15 protein-coding genes are annotated in these 12,982 nt (G+C 67.5%); 7 read left to right on the top strand and 8 right to left on the bottom strand.

The annotated features are described in order from the left end of the window. The first annotated feature begins 378 nt into the window (after positions 1 to 378). Positions 379 to 1,293, top strand: coding sequence for a DMT family transporter (locus IPF36_RS22405; RefSeq protein WP_195430349.1), 915 nt, complete (start codon positions 379 to 381; stop codon positions 1,291 to 1,293). Here the strand turns inward: IPF36_RS22405 and IPF36_RS22400 are convergent. From IPF36_RS22400 to IPF36_RS22390, 3 genes are all read right to left on the bottom strand, one after another. Continuing rightward, the gene (locus tag IPF36_RS22400) at positions 1,290 to 1,847 is read right to left on the bottom strand and encodes a DUF1439 domain-containing protein (RefSeq protein WP_135703329.1); all 558 of its coding nucleotides are present in this window, start codon (positions 1,845 to 1,847) and stop codon (positions 1,290 to 1,292) included. The two genes, IPF36_RS22405 and IPF36_RS22400, sit on opposite strands and share 4 nt — an antisense overlap. A gap of 109 nt (positions 1,848 to 1,956) precedes the next feature. Then, a complete protein-coding gene (locus IPF36_RS22395) occupies positions 1,957 to 2,160 on the bottom strand; it encodes a SlyX family protein (protein WP_133095601.1) in 204 nt (67 codons plus the stop codon). A gap of 97 nt (positions 2,161 to 2,257) precedes the next feature. Beyond that, positions 2,258 to 2,683 carry a VOC family protein gene (locus IPF36_RS22390; protein WP_133095602.1) on the bottom strand — a complete coding sequence of 142 codons (426 nt, stop codon included), beginning with the start codon at positions 2,681 to 2,683 and terminating at the stop codon, positions 2,258 to 2,260. Between the two features lie 258 nt (positions 2,684 to 2,941). Here IPF36_RS22390 and IPF36_RS22385 point away from each other — a divergent pair, with 258 nt between their 5' ends. Further along, complete coding sequence (locus IPF36_RS22385; protein ID WP_133095603.1) at positions 2,942 to 3,877, top strand: LysR family transcriptional regulator; 936 nt, start codon at positions 2,942 to 2,944, stop codon at positions 3,875 to 3,877. Between the two features lie 22 nt (positions 3,878 to 3,899). Here IPF36_RS22385 and IPF36_RS22380 read toward each other — a convergent pair whose 3' ends face one another. The 3 genes from IPF36_RS22380 to IPF36_RS22370 are packed head-to-tail and all read right to left on the bottom strand — an operon-like array spanning position 3,900 to position 6,876. Further along, positions 3,900 to 4,676 carry an enoyl-CoA hydratase gene (locus tag IPF36_RS22380; protein WP_135703328.1) on the bottom strand — a complete coding sequence of 259 codons (777 nt, stop codon included), beginning with the start codon at positions 4,674 to 4,676 and terminating at the stop codon, positions 3,900 to 3,902. 23 nt (positions 4,677 to 4,699) lie between these two features. Further along, complete coding sequence (locus IPF36_RS22375; protein ID WP_135703327.1) at positions 4,700 to 5,671, bottom strand: tripartite tricarboxylate transporter substrate binding protein; 972 nt, start codon at positions 5,669 to 5,671, stop codon at positions 4,700 to 4,702. A gap of 41 nt (positions 5,672 to 5,712) precedes the next feature. After that, a complete protein-coding gene (locus IPF36_RS22370) occupies positions 5,713 to 6,876 on the bottom strand; it encodes a CaiB/BaiF CoA-transferase family protein (RefSeq protein ID WP_135703326.1) in 1,164 nt (387 codons plus the stop codon). Positions 6,877 to 7,179: 303 nt separating this feature from the next. Here IPF36_RS22370 and argG point away from each other — a divergent pair, with 303 nt between their 5' ends. The 5 genes from argG to IPF36_RS22345 all read left to right on the top strand — a co-directional run bounded on the left by argG (position 7,180) and on the right by IPF36_RS22345 (position 10,934). Further along, entirely contained in the window at positions 7,180 to 8,505 is a 1,326-nt protein-coding gene (gene argG / locus IPF36_RS22365; protein ID WP_135703325.1) for an argininosuccinate synthase, read from the top strand. Positions 8,506 to 8,632: 127 nt separating this feature from the next. Further along, entirely contained in the window at positions 8,633 to 8,815 is a 183-nt protein-coding gene (locus IPF36_RS22360; RefSeq protein ID WP_135703324.1) for a type II toxin-antitoxin system HicA family toxin, read from the top strand. 24 nt (positions 8,816 to 8,839) lie between these two features. Further along, positions 8,840 to 9,229, top strand: a complete 390-nt coding sequence (locus IPF36_RS22355) for a type II toxin-antitoxin system HicB family antitoxin (RefSeq protein WP_135703323.1) — start codon at positions 8,840 to 8,842, stop codon at positions 9,227 to 9,229. Positions 9,230 to 9,300: 71 nt separating this feature from the next. Next, a complete protein-coding gene (pip, locus tag IPF36_RS22350; protein WP_135703322.1) occupies positions 9,301 to 10,254 on the top strand; it encodes a prolyl aminopeptidase in 954 nt (317 codons plus the stop codon). 26 nt (positions 10,255 to 10,280) lie between these two features. Beyond that, entirely contained in the window at positions 10,281 to 10,934 is a 654-nt protein-coding gene (locus IPF36_RS22345) for a glutathione S-transferase family protein (RefSeq protein WP_195430346.1), read from the top strand. A 60-nt stretch (positions 10,935 to 10,994) separates the two neighbouring features. Here IPF36_RS22345 and IPF36_RS22340 read toward each other — a convergent pair whose 3' ends face one another. After that, positions 10,995 to 12,209, bottom strand: coding sequence for a cation:proton antiporter (locus IPF36_RS22340; protein ID WP_135703321.1), 1,215 nt, complete (start codon positions 12,207 to 12,209; stop codon positions 10,995 to 10,997). Between the two features lie 20 nt (positions 12,210 to 12,229). Further along, entirely contained in the window at positions 12,230 to 12,961 is a 732-nt protein-coding gene (gene fabG, locus IPF36_RS22335) for a 3-oxoacyl-ACP reductase FabG (protein WP_133095610.1), read from the bottom strand. Between the last annotated feature and the right edge of the window lie 21 nt (positions 12,962 to 12,982).

Here is a 12,982-nt window from a genome sequence, read left to right as displayed (position 1 = left end):
CGGCACACCACCCGTTGACGCGGCCGCCTTGCAGGCATAGCATCGCCAGATCTTCGAATCCTTTCCCGATTTCGTCATGAACGCAGACCGCCAACGCCCCGTCATCGCCGCGCCACCGTGCGACGCGATGCCGCGCGTGCGTCGCCAGCCTGCGTTCGTCGCTGTCGCACCGCCGCCGTTCTCCGCCGGCGCGCATCCGCCCCCGCCGCCACGCGGCTGACGGGCGCGCATCGCGGCCCGCATCACAGCTCCCCGGTTTTCACGCCTGCGCGTGCCTGACGGCACGGCAGCCGCGCGCCTGTGCGCCGCTGCCGGCTGCCGCAGTTGCTATGCGCGCTTGCGCGCCGGGGTCTGCCAGGCTTTCGACAGATGACATCCATGACCACCGAAAAAGACTGCGCGGCGCAACTGGGCGCCGCGACCCACGCCCGGCATGCGGTATCCGCCGCGTTCTGGGCCACACCCCTGTTCGTGCTGCTGTGGAGCAGCGGCGCCATCGCGGCGCGCCTCGGGCTGGACCATGCCACGCCCTTTGCCTTGCTGACGCTGCGCTTCGCCATCACGCTGGCGGTGCTTGGCGCCATCGGCCTGGCACGCGGCCACCTGCTGCCGCCGCGCGGCGAACGGCTGCATGTGGCGCTGACCGGCCTGCTGCTGATTGGCGGCTACGCCGTGTTCTACTTCCTTGCGCTCGACCATGGCATGACGCCTGGTGTGCTGGCCACCGTGCTGGGCGCGCAACCGATGCTGACCCTGCTGCTGACCGAGCGACGCTACAGCACCACCCGCATCGCGGGCCTGGCGCTCGCGCTCGCCGGGTTGGCACTGGTGGTCGCCGACAGCCTGCTGCTGGCACGGCTTTCTGTGGCGGGCGTGTCGTGCGGGCTGGCAGCGCTGGCCTGCATGACCGTCGGCGCCATCCTGCAGAAGCGCATCGCGCGCGCGCCGGCGCAGGTGTTGCCGCTGCAGTATGGCGCCAGCCTCGCGGCATGCCTGCTGTGCCTGCCGTTCCAGCCCTTTGCCTTCGAGGTATCGCTGGCGTTCGCGCTGCCGCTGCTGTGGCTGACGCTCGGCATCTCGATCGGCGCCACGCTGTTGTTCTACCGCCTGATCCGCGCGGGCAACCTGGTCAATGTGACCAGCCTGTTCTACCTGGTGCCTGCGGGCACCGCGGTGCTGGACTACCTGCTGCTGGGCAACCGGATGGCGCCGCTGGCGCTTGCCGGGATGGCGGCGGTGCTGGCGGGACTGGCGCTGGTGTTCCGCGGCGCGCGCGAAACGGCGCGGCGTTAGCGGTTCTTCACTTCAACCCGCACTTCTTCCTTGCCGACCGTGATGGTCCCCGGCTCGACCTCCTTGCCGCCGAAGTGCAGTTCCTCGGGCTTGAAGGTATAGACCGGATAGTCCTTCAGCAGCTGCTGCGCAACGACCGCGCCAATGGCGTTGAGTTGCTCGCGGTACTGGGCCATGCCGGCAACTTCCACCTGTTGCACCGTGGGGTTGTCGAGCAGCACGGCCCGCTTGCCGGAGTCGTAGCGCACGCCGCTGTTGAGCGCCAGCTTGCCGTCGACCGGCGGCGAGGGCAGCAGCGCGTTGGTCAGGCGGGCCTCGACATGGGTGATGAGCCGGTTGCTGGCCTCGTCTAGCACCAGCCGGGGGTGGCTAAGCTGTACGGTCACCACTTCCGCGTAGCGCAGCGTGGCGGGAAAACGCTGATCCAGCGCGGCCTGCAGTTCCTGGCGGGTGAGCGTGTATTCGCCGGTCCAGACGTTGTAGCCGGCCAGCGCGGGCGTAGCCGCGGCGAAGACGGCCGCGGCGGCAAGGAGCAGGGAGGGGCGCAGGCGCATGTGGCGGATGGTGCGCGCCTTGACGGCGCGGCGTGGATGGAGTCAGCCAGTCAGACCGCGCGCGCGGGATGGCGTTCCGTCACATAGCCCCGGCGCGCATGCGCGCAGGTCAGTAATGCGGCGGGATTTCCTGCAGGGGATCGGACTCTGCCGCCGTCGACGTGGCGCTGCGCAATTGCTGGTACAGCGCGCGGAACTGCTCCTGCAGCAGGTCGATCTGCTGCTGCTGGCGCGCCACCGTGGTGTTGAGCGTTTCGAGCAGGTCTTCCTGGAAGGCGAGCTTGATTTCGAGTTCGGTGATGCGTTCGTCCATGGCGCGTGGCTGTCGTGGGTTCGCCGGTTTCTCCGGCTGGCGGCGCGCATTGTAATCCCGTATGCCGATGCCGCCGGCGAAACCGCACGCGCCGCGCTTACTTCTGCTCGGTGATCAGCATCCACATGACGCCAAAGCGGTCGCTCACCATGCCAAATTGCTCGGCGAAGAAAGTCTTGTCCAGTGGCATCACCACCTGGCCACCTTCCTTCAGGCCGTTGAAGGCATTTTCCACCCCGGCCTTGTCGGCAAAGCTGATTGTCAGCCCGAAGCCCTCGAACTTGGGCTGGTTCGAGCAGCGGCCGTCGGAAGCCATGATCACGCTGTCGCCGATCTGGAATTCCATGTGCATGACTTTGTCTTCCGTTCCCGGAGGCGCCTGGCAGCCGGGGTCGGCCTTTTGCGGCTCGGGATTTTCCTTGAACGTCATCCGCATATTGACCTTGGCGCCAAGGGTCTTCTTGTAGAACTCGACAGCTTCATCGCAACGGCCTTCAAAAAAGAGATAGGGCTGGACTTGCATGACAACTCCTGTAGAGAGAGCCTCCCGGGCGGGGCAGGCAGGAAGAACCTAGCCGGCGTACGGACGATGGCCTCGGGGATCCGGCAACGGGCGCAACGATTTGTGTACGCCGTCCACAATACCTTAGCAAACCAAGTGGCTGGTGTCCACATCAATGCGGGATCGGCCTCGGCTGGGGCGTGCATGCCGGGCTGTAGAATGCCCGCGAACCGTCACTATCCGGCTCTCGCCTGAACACCTTAGACATCCGGAGCTGCCTTGCGTTACGAATTGACCGACCTGCGCCTGTTCCAGGCGATCGCCGATGCACAAAGTCTTTCCGGCGGCGCTTCGGCCACGCATATCACCGCGTCGGCGGCCAGCTACCGGCTGAAGAACCTCGAGCATGCGATGGGCACGCCGCTGTTTGTGCGCACCGCGCGCGGCATGGAGCTGACGCCGGCCGGCGAGACATTGCTGGTCCATGTGCGCGAGCTGCTGCTCGGCGTCGAGCGCATGCACGGCGAGGTGGGCCGTTTCTCGGCGGGACTGAAGGGCAATATCCGGCTGCTGGCCAACAGCAGCTCGCTCAATGGCTTCATCATCCCGAGCGTGAGCCGCTTCCTGCTGGCCAACCCGGACGTGAACATCGACCTCGAAGAACGCGCCAGCCAGTCGATCCTGACCGCGGTCGCGGCGCATGAAGCCGACGTCGGCATTCTCGCCGGCGACTTCGAGACCACCGGCGTGCGCTCGGTGCGCTATGCGCGCGACGAACTGATCCTGGCGGTCGCGGCGGAGCATCCGCTGGCGCGCGAGCCGGAGGTTCGCTTCGGCGCGGCACTGGCTTTCGACTTTGTGTGCATGAGCCGCACCAGCAGCAACTTCCTGTTCCTGCGCGACATGGCGCAGCGCGCGGGCAAGAGCCCTAACGTGCGCCTGCATGCGCACAGCTTCGACGCGGTGCTGTCGCTGGCCGAGGCGGGGGTCGGGGTGGCACTCGTGCCGCGCAGCGTGGCGGCACAAGCGCTGCGCGATGCGCGCGTGGCGGGGGTGCGGCTGGCCGAGCCCTGGGCACTGCGCGAGCTCAACCTGATCGTGCGCGCCGACGGCAAGCTGCCGTCATTTGCCGAGGCGTTCGCGCAGTTCCTGCTCAACGATCCGCGCGTGGTGGCCACGCGCGAGGGCGGCGCCGTGGCCGGCACGGCGCCGTAATAGCGCAACCAGGGCGCGCAGGTCAGCGCTTCCGGTTCAGGAACGTGGCCATATGCTGCTGCGGCTCGCCGGTGTCGAACGCGCTGCCGAATTCCGCCACGCTGTTGTTGATCGAAACATCGACCGGCGCATCTTCCCATTCGCGCAATAAACGCTTCTGCTGACGCACGGCAACGGGACCGAAGCCCGCCAGCAGCGCGGCCACCCGCTCGACCTCCTGGTCCAGCGCATCCAGCGGCACCACGCGGCTGACCAGCCCCCACTGCAGCGCGTCTTCGGCGTTGGCGATCTCGCCCGTGAGCAGCAGCCATGACGCGCGCGCATTGCCGATCAGGCGCGGCATCAGCGCCGCGTGGATCACCGACGGGATGCCGACCTTGACCTCGGGCATGCCGAGCTGCGCATTGTCGGCGGCGATGCGGATGTCGCACGCCAGCGCCAGCTCCAGCCCGCCGCCCAGGCACCAGCCCGGCATGCGCGCGATCACCGGCGCCGGGCAATGGCGCACCGCGTCGCAAAGGCGGCGCAGGCCGCTGATGAATGCCTGCGCGCTGGCGCGGTCCAGCGCGGCCATTTCCTTGATATCGGCGCCGCCGACAAAGCCCTTGTCGCCGCTGCCGCGCAGCACCACCACGCGCACCGCATCGTTGGCGGCCAGCGCCTCGATCGCGCGCGTGACCGAGGCGATCACCGGCGTGCCGAGGATGTTGAGGGAACCCGCGTCGCGGATGGTGACGGTGGCAATGCCGCGCGCGTCGACGTCGACGCCGGCGTATTGTTCCTGGATGGTTTCGCTCATGTCGTTCCTTGCTGGTGGCTGGCTTACTGGAGCCTGGTGAATCGGATATCGTCGACGACCTTCTTCCAGTGCGCATTCTGCCCGCGCACCAGGTCGGAGAAGGCCTGGCGCGAGGTGGGCGCGGGGATCGCGCCCTGCTTCTCGATCGCGGCGATCACGTCGGGTTCGGCCAGCACCTTGCGCACGGCCTGGTTCAGCTTGTCGAGGATGGGGGCGGGCGTGCCGGCCGGCGCGCCGAGCCCGAACCACGACGGGTTGTTCATCGCCGGCAGGCCGGCTTCGGCATAGGTCGGCACGTTGGGCAGCACCTTCAGGCGCTGCTTCGCCGCAACCGCAAGCGGCTTCAGCCGGCCACCCTGGATCAGCGCGGACGACGAGGGGATGTTGTCGAACACAACCTGGATCTGGCCCGCGACCGCATCGTTGAGCGCCGGGCCCAGGCCCTTGTAGGGCACATGCAGCATGCGCGTGCCGGTGGCGTTCATGAACAGCTCGCCGTTCATGTGGCTCAGGCCGCCGTTGCCCGACGAGCCAAACGAGTACTTGCCGGGATTGGCTTTCAGCAGCCTGATGAACGCCTGCAGGTCGGTGGCCGGAAACGACGGGTTGACCACCAGCACGTTCGGCACGTCGGCGAGGTTGCTGATCGGTGCGAAGTCCTTCACCGGGTCATACGCGGTCTTGACGTAGACGTTGGGATTGACCGCGTGCGAGCTTTCCACCTCCATCACCAGCGTGTAGCCGTCGGCGGGCTGCTTGGCGGCATAGGCGCTGCCCACCGCGCCGCCGGCGCCCGGGCGGTTCTCGACCACCACCGGCTGGCCCAGCACCGGGCCCAGATGGGTGCCGACGATGCGGGCGATGATGTCGGTGGTGCCGCCCGCGGCGTAGGGCACGACCAGCTTGATCGGGCGGTCGGGGTAGGCGCTGGCCTGCGCGGCGCCGGCAGTGGCGAGCGCTGCGAACAGGGCAACGGTGGAAAGGACTGGCTTCATCGGTTGTCTCCGGAGCAGGGTTTGTGTGTCTTGCAGGGCAATCAATTCGCGGCGCTCTGCTCGCCCAGCAGCGGCGGCGGCATGAGCGGGCCGTCGTGGCCCGCCAGCATCGGGTTGCGCACCATCGGCACGCGGCCCATGACGGGATGCTCCGCTACCCGCATCAGGCCGCGGTGCTGCACCTGCGGGTGGGCGAAGACTTCGTCCATGGTGTGGATCGGGCCCCAGGGCACGCCGTTGGCGTCGAACGCTTCGGTCCATTCGATGCGCGTGCGCGTGGGGAAAAGCTCGGCCAGCAGCGCGCGCAGCGCCGGCAGGTGCTCGATGCGCGCCGAATTGGTGGCGTAGCGCGGGTCTTGCGCCAGCTCGGGCATGCCCGCCACCGCGCAGAAGCGCGCGAACTGGCCGTCATTGCCGATCGCCAGGATCAGGTGGCCGTCGGCGCAGCGGAACACTTCATACGGCGCGCAGTTGGGATGCGCATTACCGCTGCGCTGCGGGTTCTGACCAGAGACCAGGTAGTTGGCGGCTTGGTTGGCATTCATCGCCACGGCCACGTCGAGCAGCGCGATATCGAGATGCGCGCCCGCACCGGTCGACTGCCGCTGGTACAGCGCGGCCAGCACCGCCGAGGTCGCATACATGCCGGTGCTCAGGTCCACCACCGCCACGCCGGTGCGCAGCGGCCCCGCGCCCGGGGCGCCGTCGGGCTGGCCGGTATAGCTCATCAAGCCGCCCATGCCCTGGAACACGTAGTCATAGCCGGGCTTGTCGGCCATCGGCCCGTCCTGGCCGAAGCCGGTGATCGACAGGTAGACCAGGCGTGAGTTGATTGCCTTTAGGGCTTCGTAGTCGAGCCCGTAGCGACGCAGCGTGCCGACCTTGTAGTTCTCGACCAGCACGTCGGCCTCGCGCGCCAGCTCGCGCACCTGCGCGGCGCCTTCCGGCGTGCTGTAGTCGATTGCCACCGAGTGCTTGCCGCGGTTGCAGCAGATGAAGTACCCCGACAGGCGCGGACCGCCTTCGGTGCCGGCCGGCGCGTCGAGGTAGGGCGGGCCCCAGCCGCGGGTGTCGTCGCCGCGCCGGGGATGTTCGACCTTGGTCACCTCGGCGCCCAGGTCGGCCAGGTTCTGGGTGCACCAGGGACCGGCGAGGATGCGCGACAGGTCCAGGACCCGGATCCCTTGCAGGGCGCGATGCAGCATGACGACTCCGCTCTCAAAACGACGATGCGGCGCAGTATAGGGAGGGGTCCCGGGAGCTAACCAGTCGAGAGTTTTGAAGGGCGCGTTCGCGGCTTTTCAACGCTCCGCCGGGGTGCGGCCCGCGACCCGGCATTGGCCTGCGTTTGGCGCGTGGGCGCTGCCGTGTCACAATTCGCGTTTGGCACTGACTCGGCCCGTGACTCGGCCGGCCGCGTCGCCGTGCTTCCGCGCGCGCTGGCACCCTTCCGGGCGACGCGGCGGGAGCCCGCCCAAGAGCCGACAAATTCACTTAGATTTCTGGCGATGACTACCATCCTGCAGCACATTCCTACCGGCGAGCGCGTCGGTATCGCCTTCTCCGGCGGCCTTGACACCAGCGCGGCACTCCTCTGGATGCGCCAGAAGGGCGCCGTCCCCTACGCCTACACCGCCAACCTGGGCCAGCCCGACGAGCCCGACTACGACGATATCCCGCGCCGCGCCAAGGCCTACGGCGCCGAGGAAGCCCGCCTGGTCGACTGCCGCACGCAACTGGTGGCCGAGGGCATCGCCGCCCTGCAGTGCGGTGCGTTCCACATTTCCACCGCCGGCATCACCTACTTCAACACCACCCCGATCGGCCGCGCCGTCACCGGCACCATGCTGGTCGCCGCGATGAAGGAAGATGGCGTCAACATCTGGGGCGATGGCAGCACGTTCAAGGGCAATGACATCGAGCGCTTCTACCGCTACGGCCTGCTGACCAACCCCGGCCTGCAGATCTACAAGCCGTGGCTGGACCAGCAGTTCATCGACGAACTGGGCGGCCGCGCCGAGATGTCCGAGTTCATGCGCCAGAACGGCTTCGACTACAAGATGTCGGCCGAAAAGGCGTACTCGACCGACTCCAACATGCTGGGCGCCACCCACGAGGCCAAGGACCTGGAGCACCTGGATTCGGGCATCCGCATCGTCCAGCCGATCATGGGCGTGCAGTTCTGGCGCGATGACGTCGAAGTCAAGCGCGAGGAAGTCACCGTGCGCTTCGAGGAAGGCCAGCCGGTCGCGCTGAACGGCCAGACCTTCGCCAACAGCGTCGACCTGTTCATGGAAGCCAACCGCATCGGCGGCCGCCATGGCCTGGGCATGAGCGACCAGATCGAAAACCGCATCATCGAAGCCAAGAGCCGCGGCATCTACGAAGCCCCGGGCCTGGCGCTGCTGTTCATCGCCTACGAGCGCCTGATCACCGGCATCCACAACGAAGACACCATCGAGCAGTACCGCGACAACGGCCGCCGCCTGGGCCGCCTGCTGTACCAGGGCCGCTGGTTCGACCCGCAATCCATCATGCTGCGCGAAACCGCCCAGCGCTGGGTGGCCGGCGCCATCACCGGCGAAGTCACCATCGAACTGCGCCGCGGCAACGACTACTCGATCCTGAACACCACCTCGCCCAACCTGACCTACAAGCCGGAACGGCTGACGATGGAAAAGGGCGAGTCGATGTTCACGCCGCTGGACCGGATCGGCCAGCTGACCATGCGCACGCTGGATATCGTCGATACGCGCGAGAAGCTGCAGACGTACGCCAAGACCGGCCTGCTGTCGACGCAGGTGAGCGCTTCGCTGCCGAAGCTGGAAGACTGAGTGGGGTCGCGCCGGTTGGCACGATTTGCCAGGTAAGCAAAACCGGCGCCTTTGGGTGCCGGTTTTTTTTGCCGTCTCCGGCAACACCGGCTGGACGGCTCAGTGCGTGTTGTGTAAAGTTGCGCAAATGAAGAGCGCGGACCTGATCAGGCAACTGATGTCCGACGGCTGGTATTTGACGCACATCGTCGGATCGCACCATCAGTTCAGGCACCCCACCAAACCAGGAAAGGTAACGGTGCCTCACCCGAAGAAAGACCTGCCACTCGGCACGGTGCGCAGCATCCTCAAGCAGGCCCGCCTCCGGTAACAGAAAATTTTTTCTGATCGCCCCATGCTATATCCCGTCCATATCGAGCCCGGCGACGCAAAGCACGCCCACGGCATCTCGTTTCCGGATTTCCCCGGATGCTTTTCCGCTGCCGATGACTGGGCGGACATTCCAGCCAACGCGCAGGAGGCTGTCGAAGCCCACTTTGCCGACGGGGAGCCGATTCCCGAACCATCCAGTCCGGAGCGCTGGTTTCATCATCCGCAGTATCAGGGCGGCATCTGGATGCTGGTCGACATCGACTTGTCGCGCGTCAACACAAGAGCCGTACGGGTGAACATCAGCTTGCCAGAGCGCTTGGTCCAGCAAATCGATGATGCTGCCAAAAGCCGGCATATGAGCCGATCGGCATTTCTCGCGCTGGCGGCACAGCACGAGATGGAACAAGGCTGATCGGCGGCTGACGCGATTCCCCATTGCGGCAGCGTACACTGTGGCCTCGAGACCACCGGAGCCACCCCCCCATGCCCTCCCTCCGTACCCTCTACCCCGAAATCGAGCCCTACCACTGCGGCACGCTCGATGTCGGCGACGGCCACGTGCTCTATTACGAGCGCGTCGGCACGCCGGGCGCCAAGCCGGCGGTGTTCCTGCACGGCGGCCCCGGTGGCGGGATCTCGGCCGACCATCGGCGCCTGTTCGACCCGGCGCGCTATGACGTGCTGCTGTTCGACCAGCGCGGCTGCGGACGATCGACGCCGCATGCCGGGCTGGAGCACAACACCACGTGGCACCTGGTCGACGATATCGAGCGGCTGCGCGAACTTGCCGGCGTGGAGCGCTGGCTGGTCTTCGGCGGCTCCTGGGGCTCGACGCTCGCGCTGGCCTATGCGCAGAAGCATCCGCGGCGCGTCAGCGAACTGGTGCTGCGCGGCATCTACACGGTGTCGCAGGCAGAGCTGGACTGGTACTACCAGTATGGCGTGTCCGAGATGTTCCCCGAGAAATGGGAGCGCTTCCAGGCGCCGGTGCCCGAAGCGGAGCGCGGCAACATGATGGCGGCCTATCGCAAGCTGCTGACCGGCGACGACAAGGACAAGCAGGTCGAAGCCGCGCGTGCCTGGAGCGTGTGGGAAGGCGAGACCATCACGCTGCTGCCGGATGCCGGCAACAGCGCCAAGCATGACGACAGCCACTTCGCGCTTGCCTTTGCGCGGCTGGAGAACCATTACTTCACGCACCGCTGCTGGCTGGAGGATGGCCAGCTGCTGCGCGATGCGTACAGGCTGGCGGATATTCCCGGGGTCATCGTGCATGGCCGCTATGACATGCCGTGCCCGGTACGCTATGCGCATGCCCTGCACAAGGCCTGGCCGAAGGCCGATTTTCACCTGATCGAAGGGGCGGGCCATGCGTGGACGGAACCGGGGATCATGGACCAGCTGATCGCCGCCACGGACCGCTTCGCCGCGGCGTAGTGCTGGCGCGCCGACAGGAGACCACGATGCAGCTCTACGCCCACCCGTTTTCCTCCTACTGCCAGAAGGTGCTGATCGCGCTGTACGAGAACGCGATCCCGTTCGAGTTCCGCATGCTGTCGCCCGATCATCCCGACCATGCAGCCGAACATGCGCAGCTATGGCCACTGCAGCGGATGCCGGTGCTGGTCGATGGCCCGCGCACGGTGTTCGAGTCCAGCATCATCATCGAATACCTCGACCAGCATCACCGGGGCGCAGTGCGCTGGCTGCCTGAAGCGCCCGATGACGCGCTCGCGGTCCGCCTGCTCGACCGCTTCTTCGACCAGTACGTGATGACGCCGATGCAGCGCATCGTGCTCGACCATCTGCGCCCCGCCGGCCAGCGCGACGCCTATGGCGTGGCCGAGGCGCGCAAGCTACTGGAGAGTGCCTACGCGTGGCTAGACGCAAAACTAGCCGGCCGCGAATGGGCGGCAGGCACCGCGTTCACGCTGGCCGATTGCGCGGCGGCACCGTCGCTGTTCTATGCGGACTGGGTGCATCCCGTTCCCGCGGCGTGCCCCCATGTGCGTGCGTATCGTTCCCGGCTGCTGGCACGGCCGTCCTTCGCACGTGCCATCGACGAGGCGCGGCCCTATCGCTCGCTCTTTCCGCCGGGCGCGCCGGACCGGGACTGAAAGCAGCCGGCGATCGCCGGCGGCAAGCGACAGGATGCCATTCGCGCCTCCGGCCGCCGCTCAGCGCAAGCGGCCATGTGTCGCGAGCAAGGTCAGAGGACGCGCCAGCAGTGTACTGGCCAGCGCCATCAGCAGCAGCCCCGAGAATGCCGTCGTGCTGATGACGCGCGCGTCCAGCAGCACGGTCAGCACCACCACCTCGACCAGTCCCTTGGTCTGCAGCAGCGCGCCCAGCGCGAGCGACTTGCGCCAGCCCATGCCCGCGCGCAGCGCCGGCAGCGCAACGCCGGCCATCTTGCCGGCAATGGCGACGACCAGCGACAGTGCGGCGATCCACAGCGTCATCGGTTCCTGCAGCGAAATCTCGGTACGCAGCCCGGCGGCAAGGAAGAAGAATGGCAACAGCACCACAACCGTCATCGGTTCCAGCTGCTGGCGCACGCGCTGTGCCGCCTGCGACGGCCAGGCCAGCCCGGCGACGAAGCCGCCCATCACGTGATGCAGCCCGGCCAGCTCGCCCAGGAATGCCGACGCCAGCACCAGGAAGAAGGCGACCGCCAGCAGCAGTTCCGTCTCCTGCGCGCGGCGCAGCAGCCAGGCGAGCGCGGGGCGCACCACGCCGAACATGAAGGCGAGGTAGGCGCCGGCGCGCACTCCGGTCACCAGCGCGCTGGCGCCTTGCTGGCTGCCCTGCTGCAGCAGCACCAGCGTCAGGAACAGCCACACCCACGCGTCATTGACCGCCGCGCAGCGCAGCGCGAGCTGGCCCAGCGGCGTGCCGGTCAGCCGCATCTCGCGCAGCAGCGCGCCTAGCACGGGCAGCGCGGTGACCGCGGTGCAGATCCCCATCGCGCAGGCGAACCAGTAGGGATCGGCATGCTCGCCCGCCACCGGCCAGCCGGCGCGGATCATCCACCATCCCGTCACGCCGCCGAGCACGAACGGCGCCGCGATGCTGCCCAGCGAGATGCGCAGGGTGTCATGCCAGTGCGTCGTCGCCGCGTCTTCGCGCAAATGCAGGCCGGTCAGGAAGCAGAACAGCGTCACGGCGAGCCATTGCAGGCCGGACAGCATCGGCAGGTGATCGGGGCCGAACAGCGCCGACCAGCGCTGGGGCGCCAGCTGGCCGAACACCGACGGCCCGAGCAGGATGCCGGCCAGCACCTGCACCGCCACCAGCGGAAAGGCGGCCTGCAGGCCCGCGCCGCGCCACAGCAGGTAGGGAAGCGCCACCACCAGCATGGCCTGCAGGAAGAAGATGCTTACCGCGTTCATCGGATCTCCCCGGCCATGCCTTACCCGAACATCCCGCCGTTGACCGAAATCACCTGCCGCGTGATATAGCCGGCATCGGGCGACAGCAGGAAGGCGACGGTGGCGGCAACCTCGTCCGGCGTGCCCATGCGCCGCGCCGGGATCAGGCGCAGCGCTTCCTCGCGCACGTGCGCCTCGACCATGTCGGTGTCGATCAGGCCGGGCGCGACGCAGTTGACCGTGATGGCGCGCTTGGCCAGTTCGATGGCGAGCGCCTTGGTGGCGCCGATGATGCCCGCCTTGGCGGCGCTGTAGTTGGCCTGCCCGCGGTTGCCGACCAGTCCGGAGACCGACGACAGCGTGACGATGCGGCCAGGCTGGCGGCGCTGCACCATCGGCATCACCACCGGGTTGAGCACGTTGTAGAAGGCATCGAGGTTGGTGTGCACCACCTCGTCCCATTCGGCGCCGGTCATGGCCGGGAAGGCCGCGTCGCGGGCCAGCCCGGCATTGCAGACCACGCCGTAGTAGCAGCCGTGCGTGGCGATGTCGGCCAGCAGCGTGGCCGCTGCCTCGTCGCGGCGGCTGACGTCGAAGCACAGCACGCGCGACCTGCTGCCATGGGCGCGCACCGCGTCGGCCACGGCTTCGGCTTCGTCGCGGCGTGCGCGGCAATGGACCACCACGTCATAGCCATCGCGCGCCAGGCGCAGCGCGATGGCGCGGCCGATGCCACGCGACGATCCGGTGACCAGTACGGTCGGATTGGTCATGCTTGTTGTCCTTGCAGAATT

This window comes from Cupriavidus sp. IK-TO18 (assembly GCF_015549295.1).
GTDB lineage: Bacteria > Pseudomonadota > Gammaproteobacteria > Burkholderiales > Burkholderiaceae > Cupriavidus > Cupriavidus oxalaticus_A.
This window is presented reverse-complemented; position numbering and strand designations above follow the sequence as displayed.

What these genes read in the sequence shown, in the direction of transcription:
- IPF36_RS22405 (WP_195430349.1), top strand. Translation starts at nt 379, where the DNA reads ATGACCACCGAAAAAGACTGCGCGGCGCAACTGGGCGCCGCGACCCAC.
- IPF36_RS22400 (WP_135703329.1), bottom strand. Translation starts at nt 1,847, where the DNA reads ATGCGCCTGCGCCCCTCCCTGCTCCTTGCCGCCGCGGCCGTCTTCGCC.
- IPF36_RS22395 (WP_133095601.1), bottom strand. Translation starts at nt 2,160, where the DNA reads ATGGACGAACGCATCACCGAACTCGAAATCAAGCTCGCCTTCCAGGAA.
- IPF36_RS22390 (WP_133095602.1), bottom strand. Translation starts at nt 2,683, where the DNA reads ATGCAAGTCCAGCCCTATCTCTTTTTTGAAGGCCGTTGCGATGAAGCT.
- IPF36_RS22380 (WP_135703328.1), bottom strand. Translation starts at nt 4,676, where the DNA reads ATGAGCGAAACCATCCAGGAACAATACGCCGGCGTCGACGTCGACGCG.
- IPF36_RS22375 (WP_135703327.1), bottom strand. Translation starts at nt 5,671, where the DNA reads ATGAAGCCAGTCCTTTCCACCGTTGCCCTGTTCGCAGCGCTCGCCACT.
- IPF36_RS22370 (WP_135703326.1), bottom strand. Translation starts at nt 6,876, where the DNA reads ATGCTGCATCGCGCCCTGCAAGGGATCCGGGTCCTGGACCTGTCGCGC.
- argG (WP_135703325.1), top strand. Translation starts at nt 7,180, where the DNA reads ATGACTACCATCCTGCAGCACATTCCTACCGGCGAGCGCGTCGGTATC.
- IPF36_RS22360 (WP_135703324.1), top strand. Translation starts at nt 8,633, where the DNA reads ATGAAGAGCGCGGACCTGATCAGGCAACTGATGTCCGACGGCTGGTAT.
- IPF36_RS22355 (WP_135703323.1), top strand. Translation starts at nt 8,840, where the DNA reads ATGCTATATCCCGTCCATATCGAGCCCGGCGACGCAAAGCACGCCCAC.
- pip (WP_135703322.1), top strand. Translation starts at nt 9,301, where the DNA reads ATGCCCTCCCTCCGTACCCTCTACCCCGAAATCGAGCCCTACCACTGC.
- IPF36_RS22345 (WP_195430346.1), top strand. Translation starts at nt 10,281, where the DNA reads ATGCAGCTCTACGCCCACCCGTTTTCCTCCTACTGCCAGAAGGTGCTG.
- IPF36_RS22340 (WP_135703321.1), bottom strand. Translation starts at nt 12,209, where the DNA reads ATGAACGCGGTAAGCATCTTCTTCCTGCAGGCCATGCTGGTGGTGGCG.
- fabG (WP_133095610.1), bottom strand. Translation starts at nt 12,961, where the DNA reads ATGACCAATCCGACCGTACTGGTCACCGGATCGTCGCGTGGCATCGGC.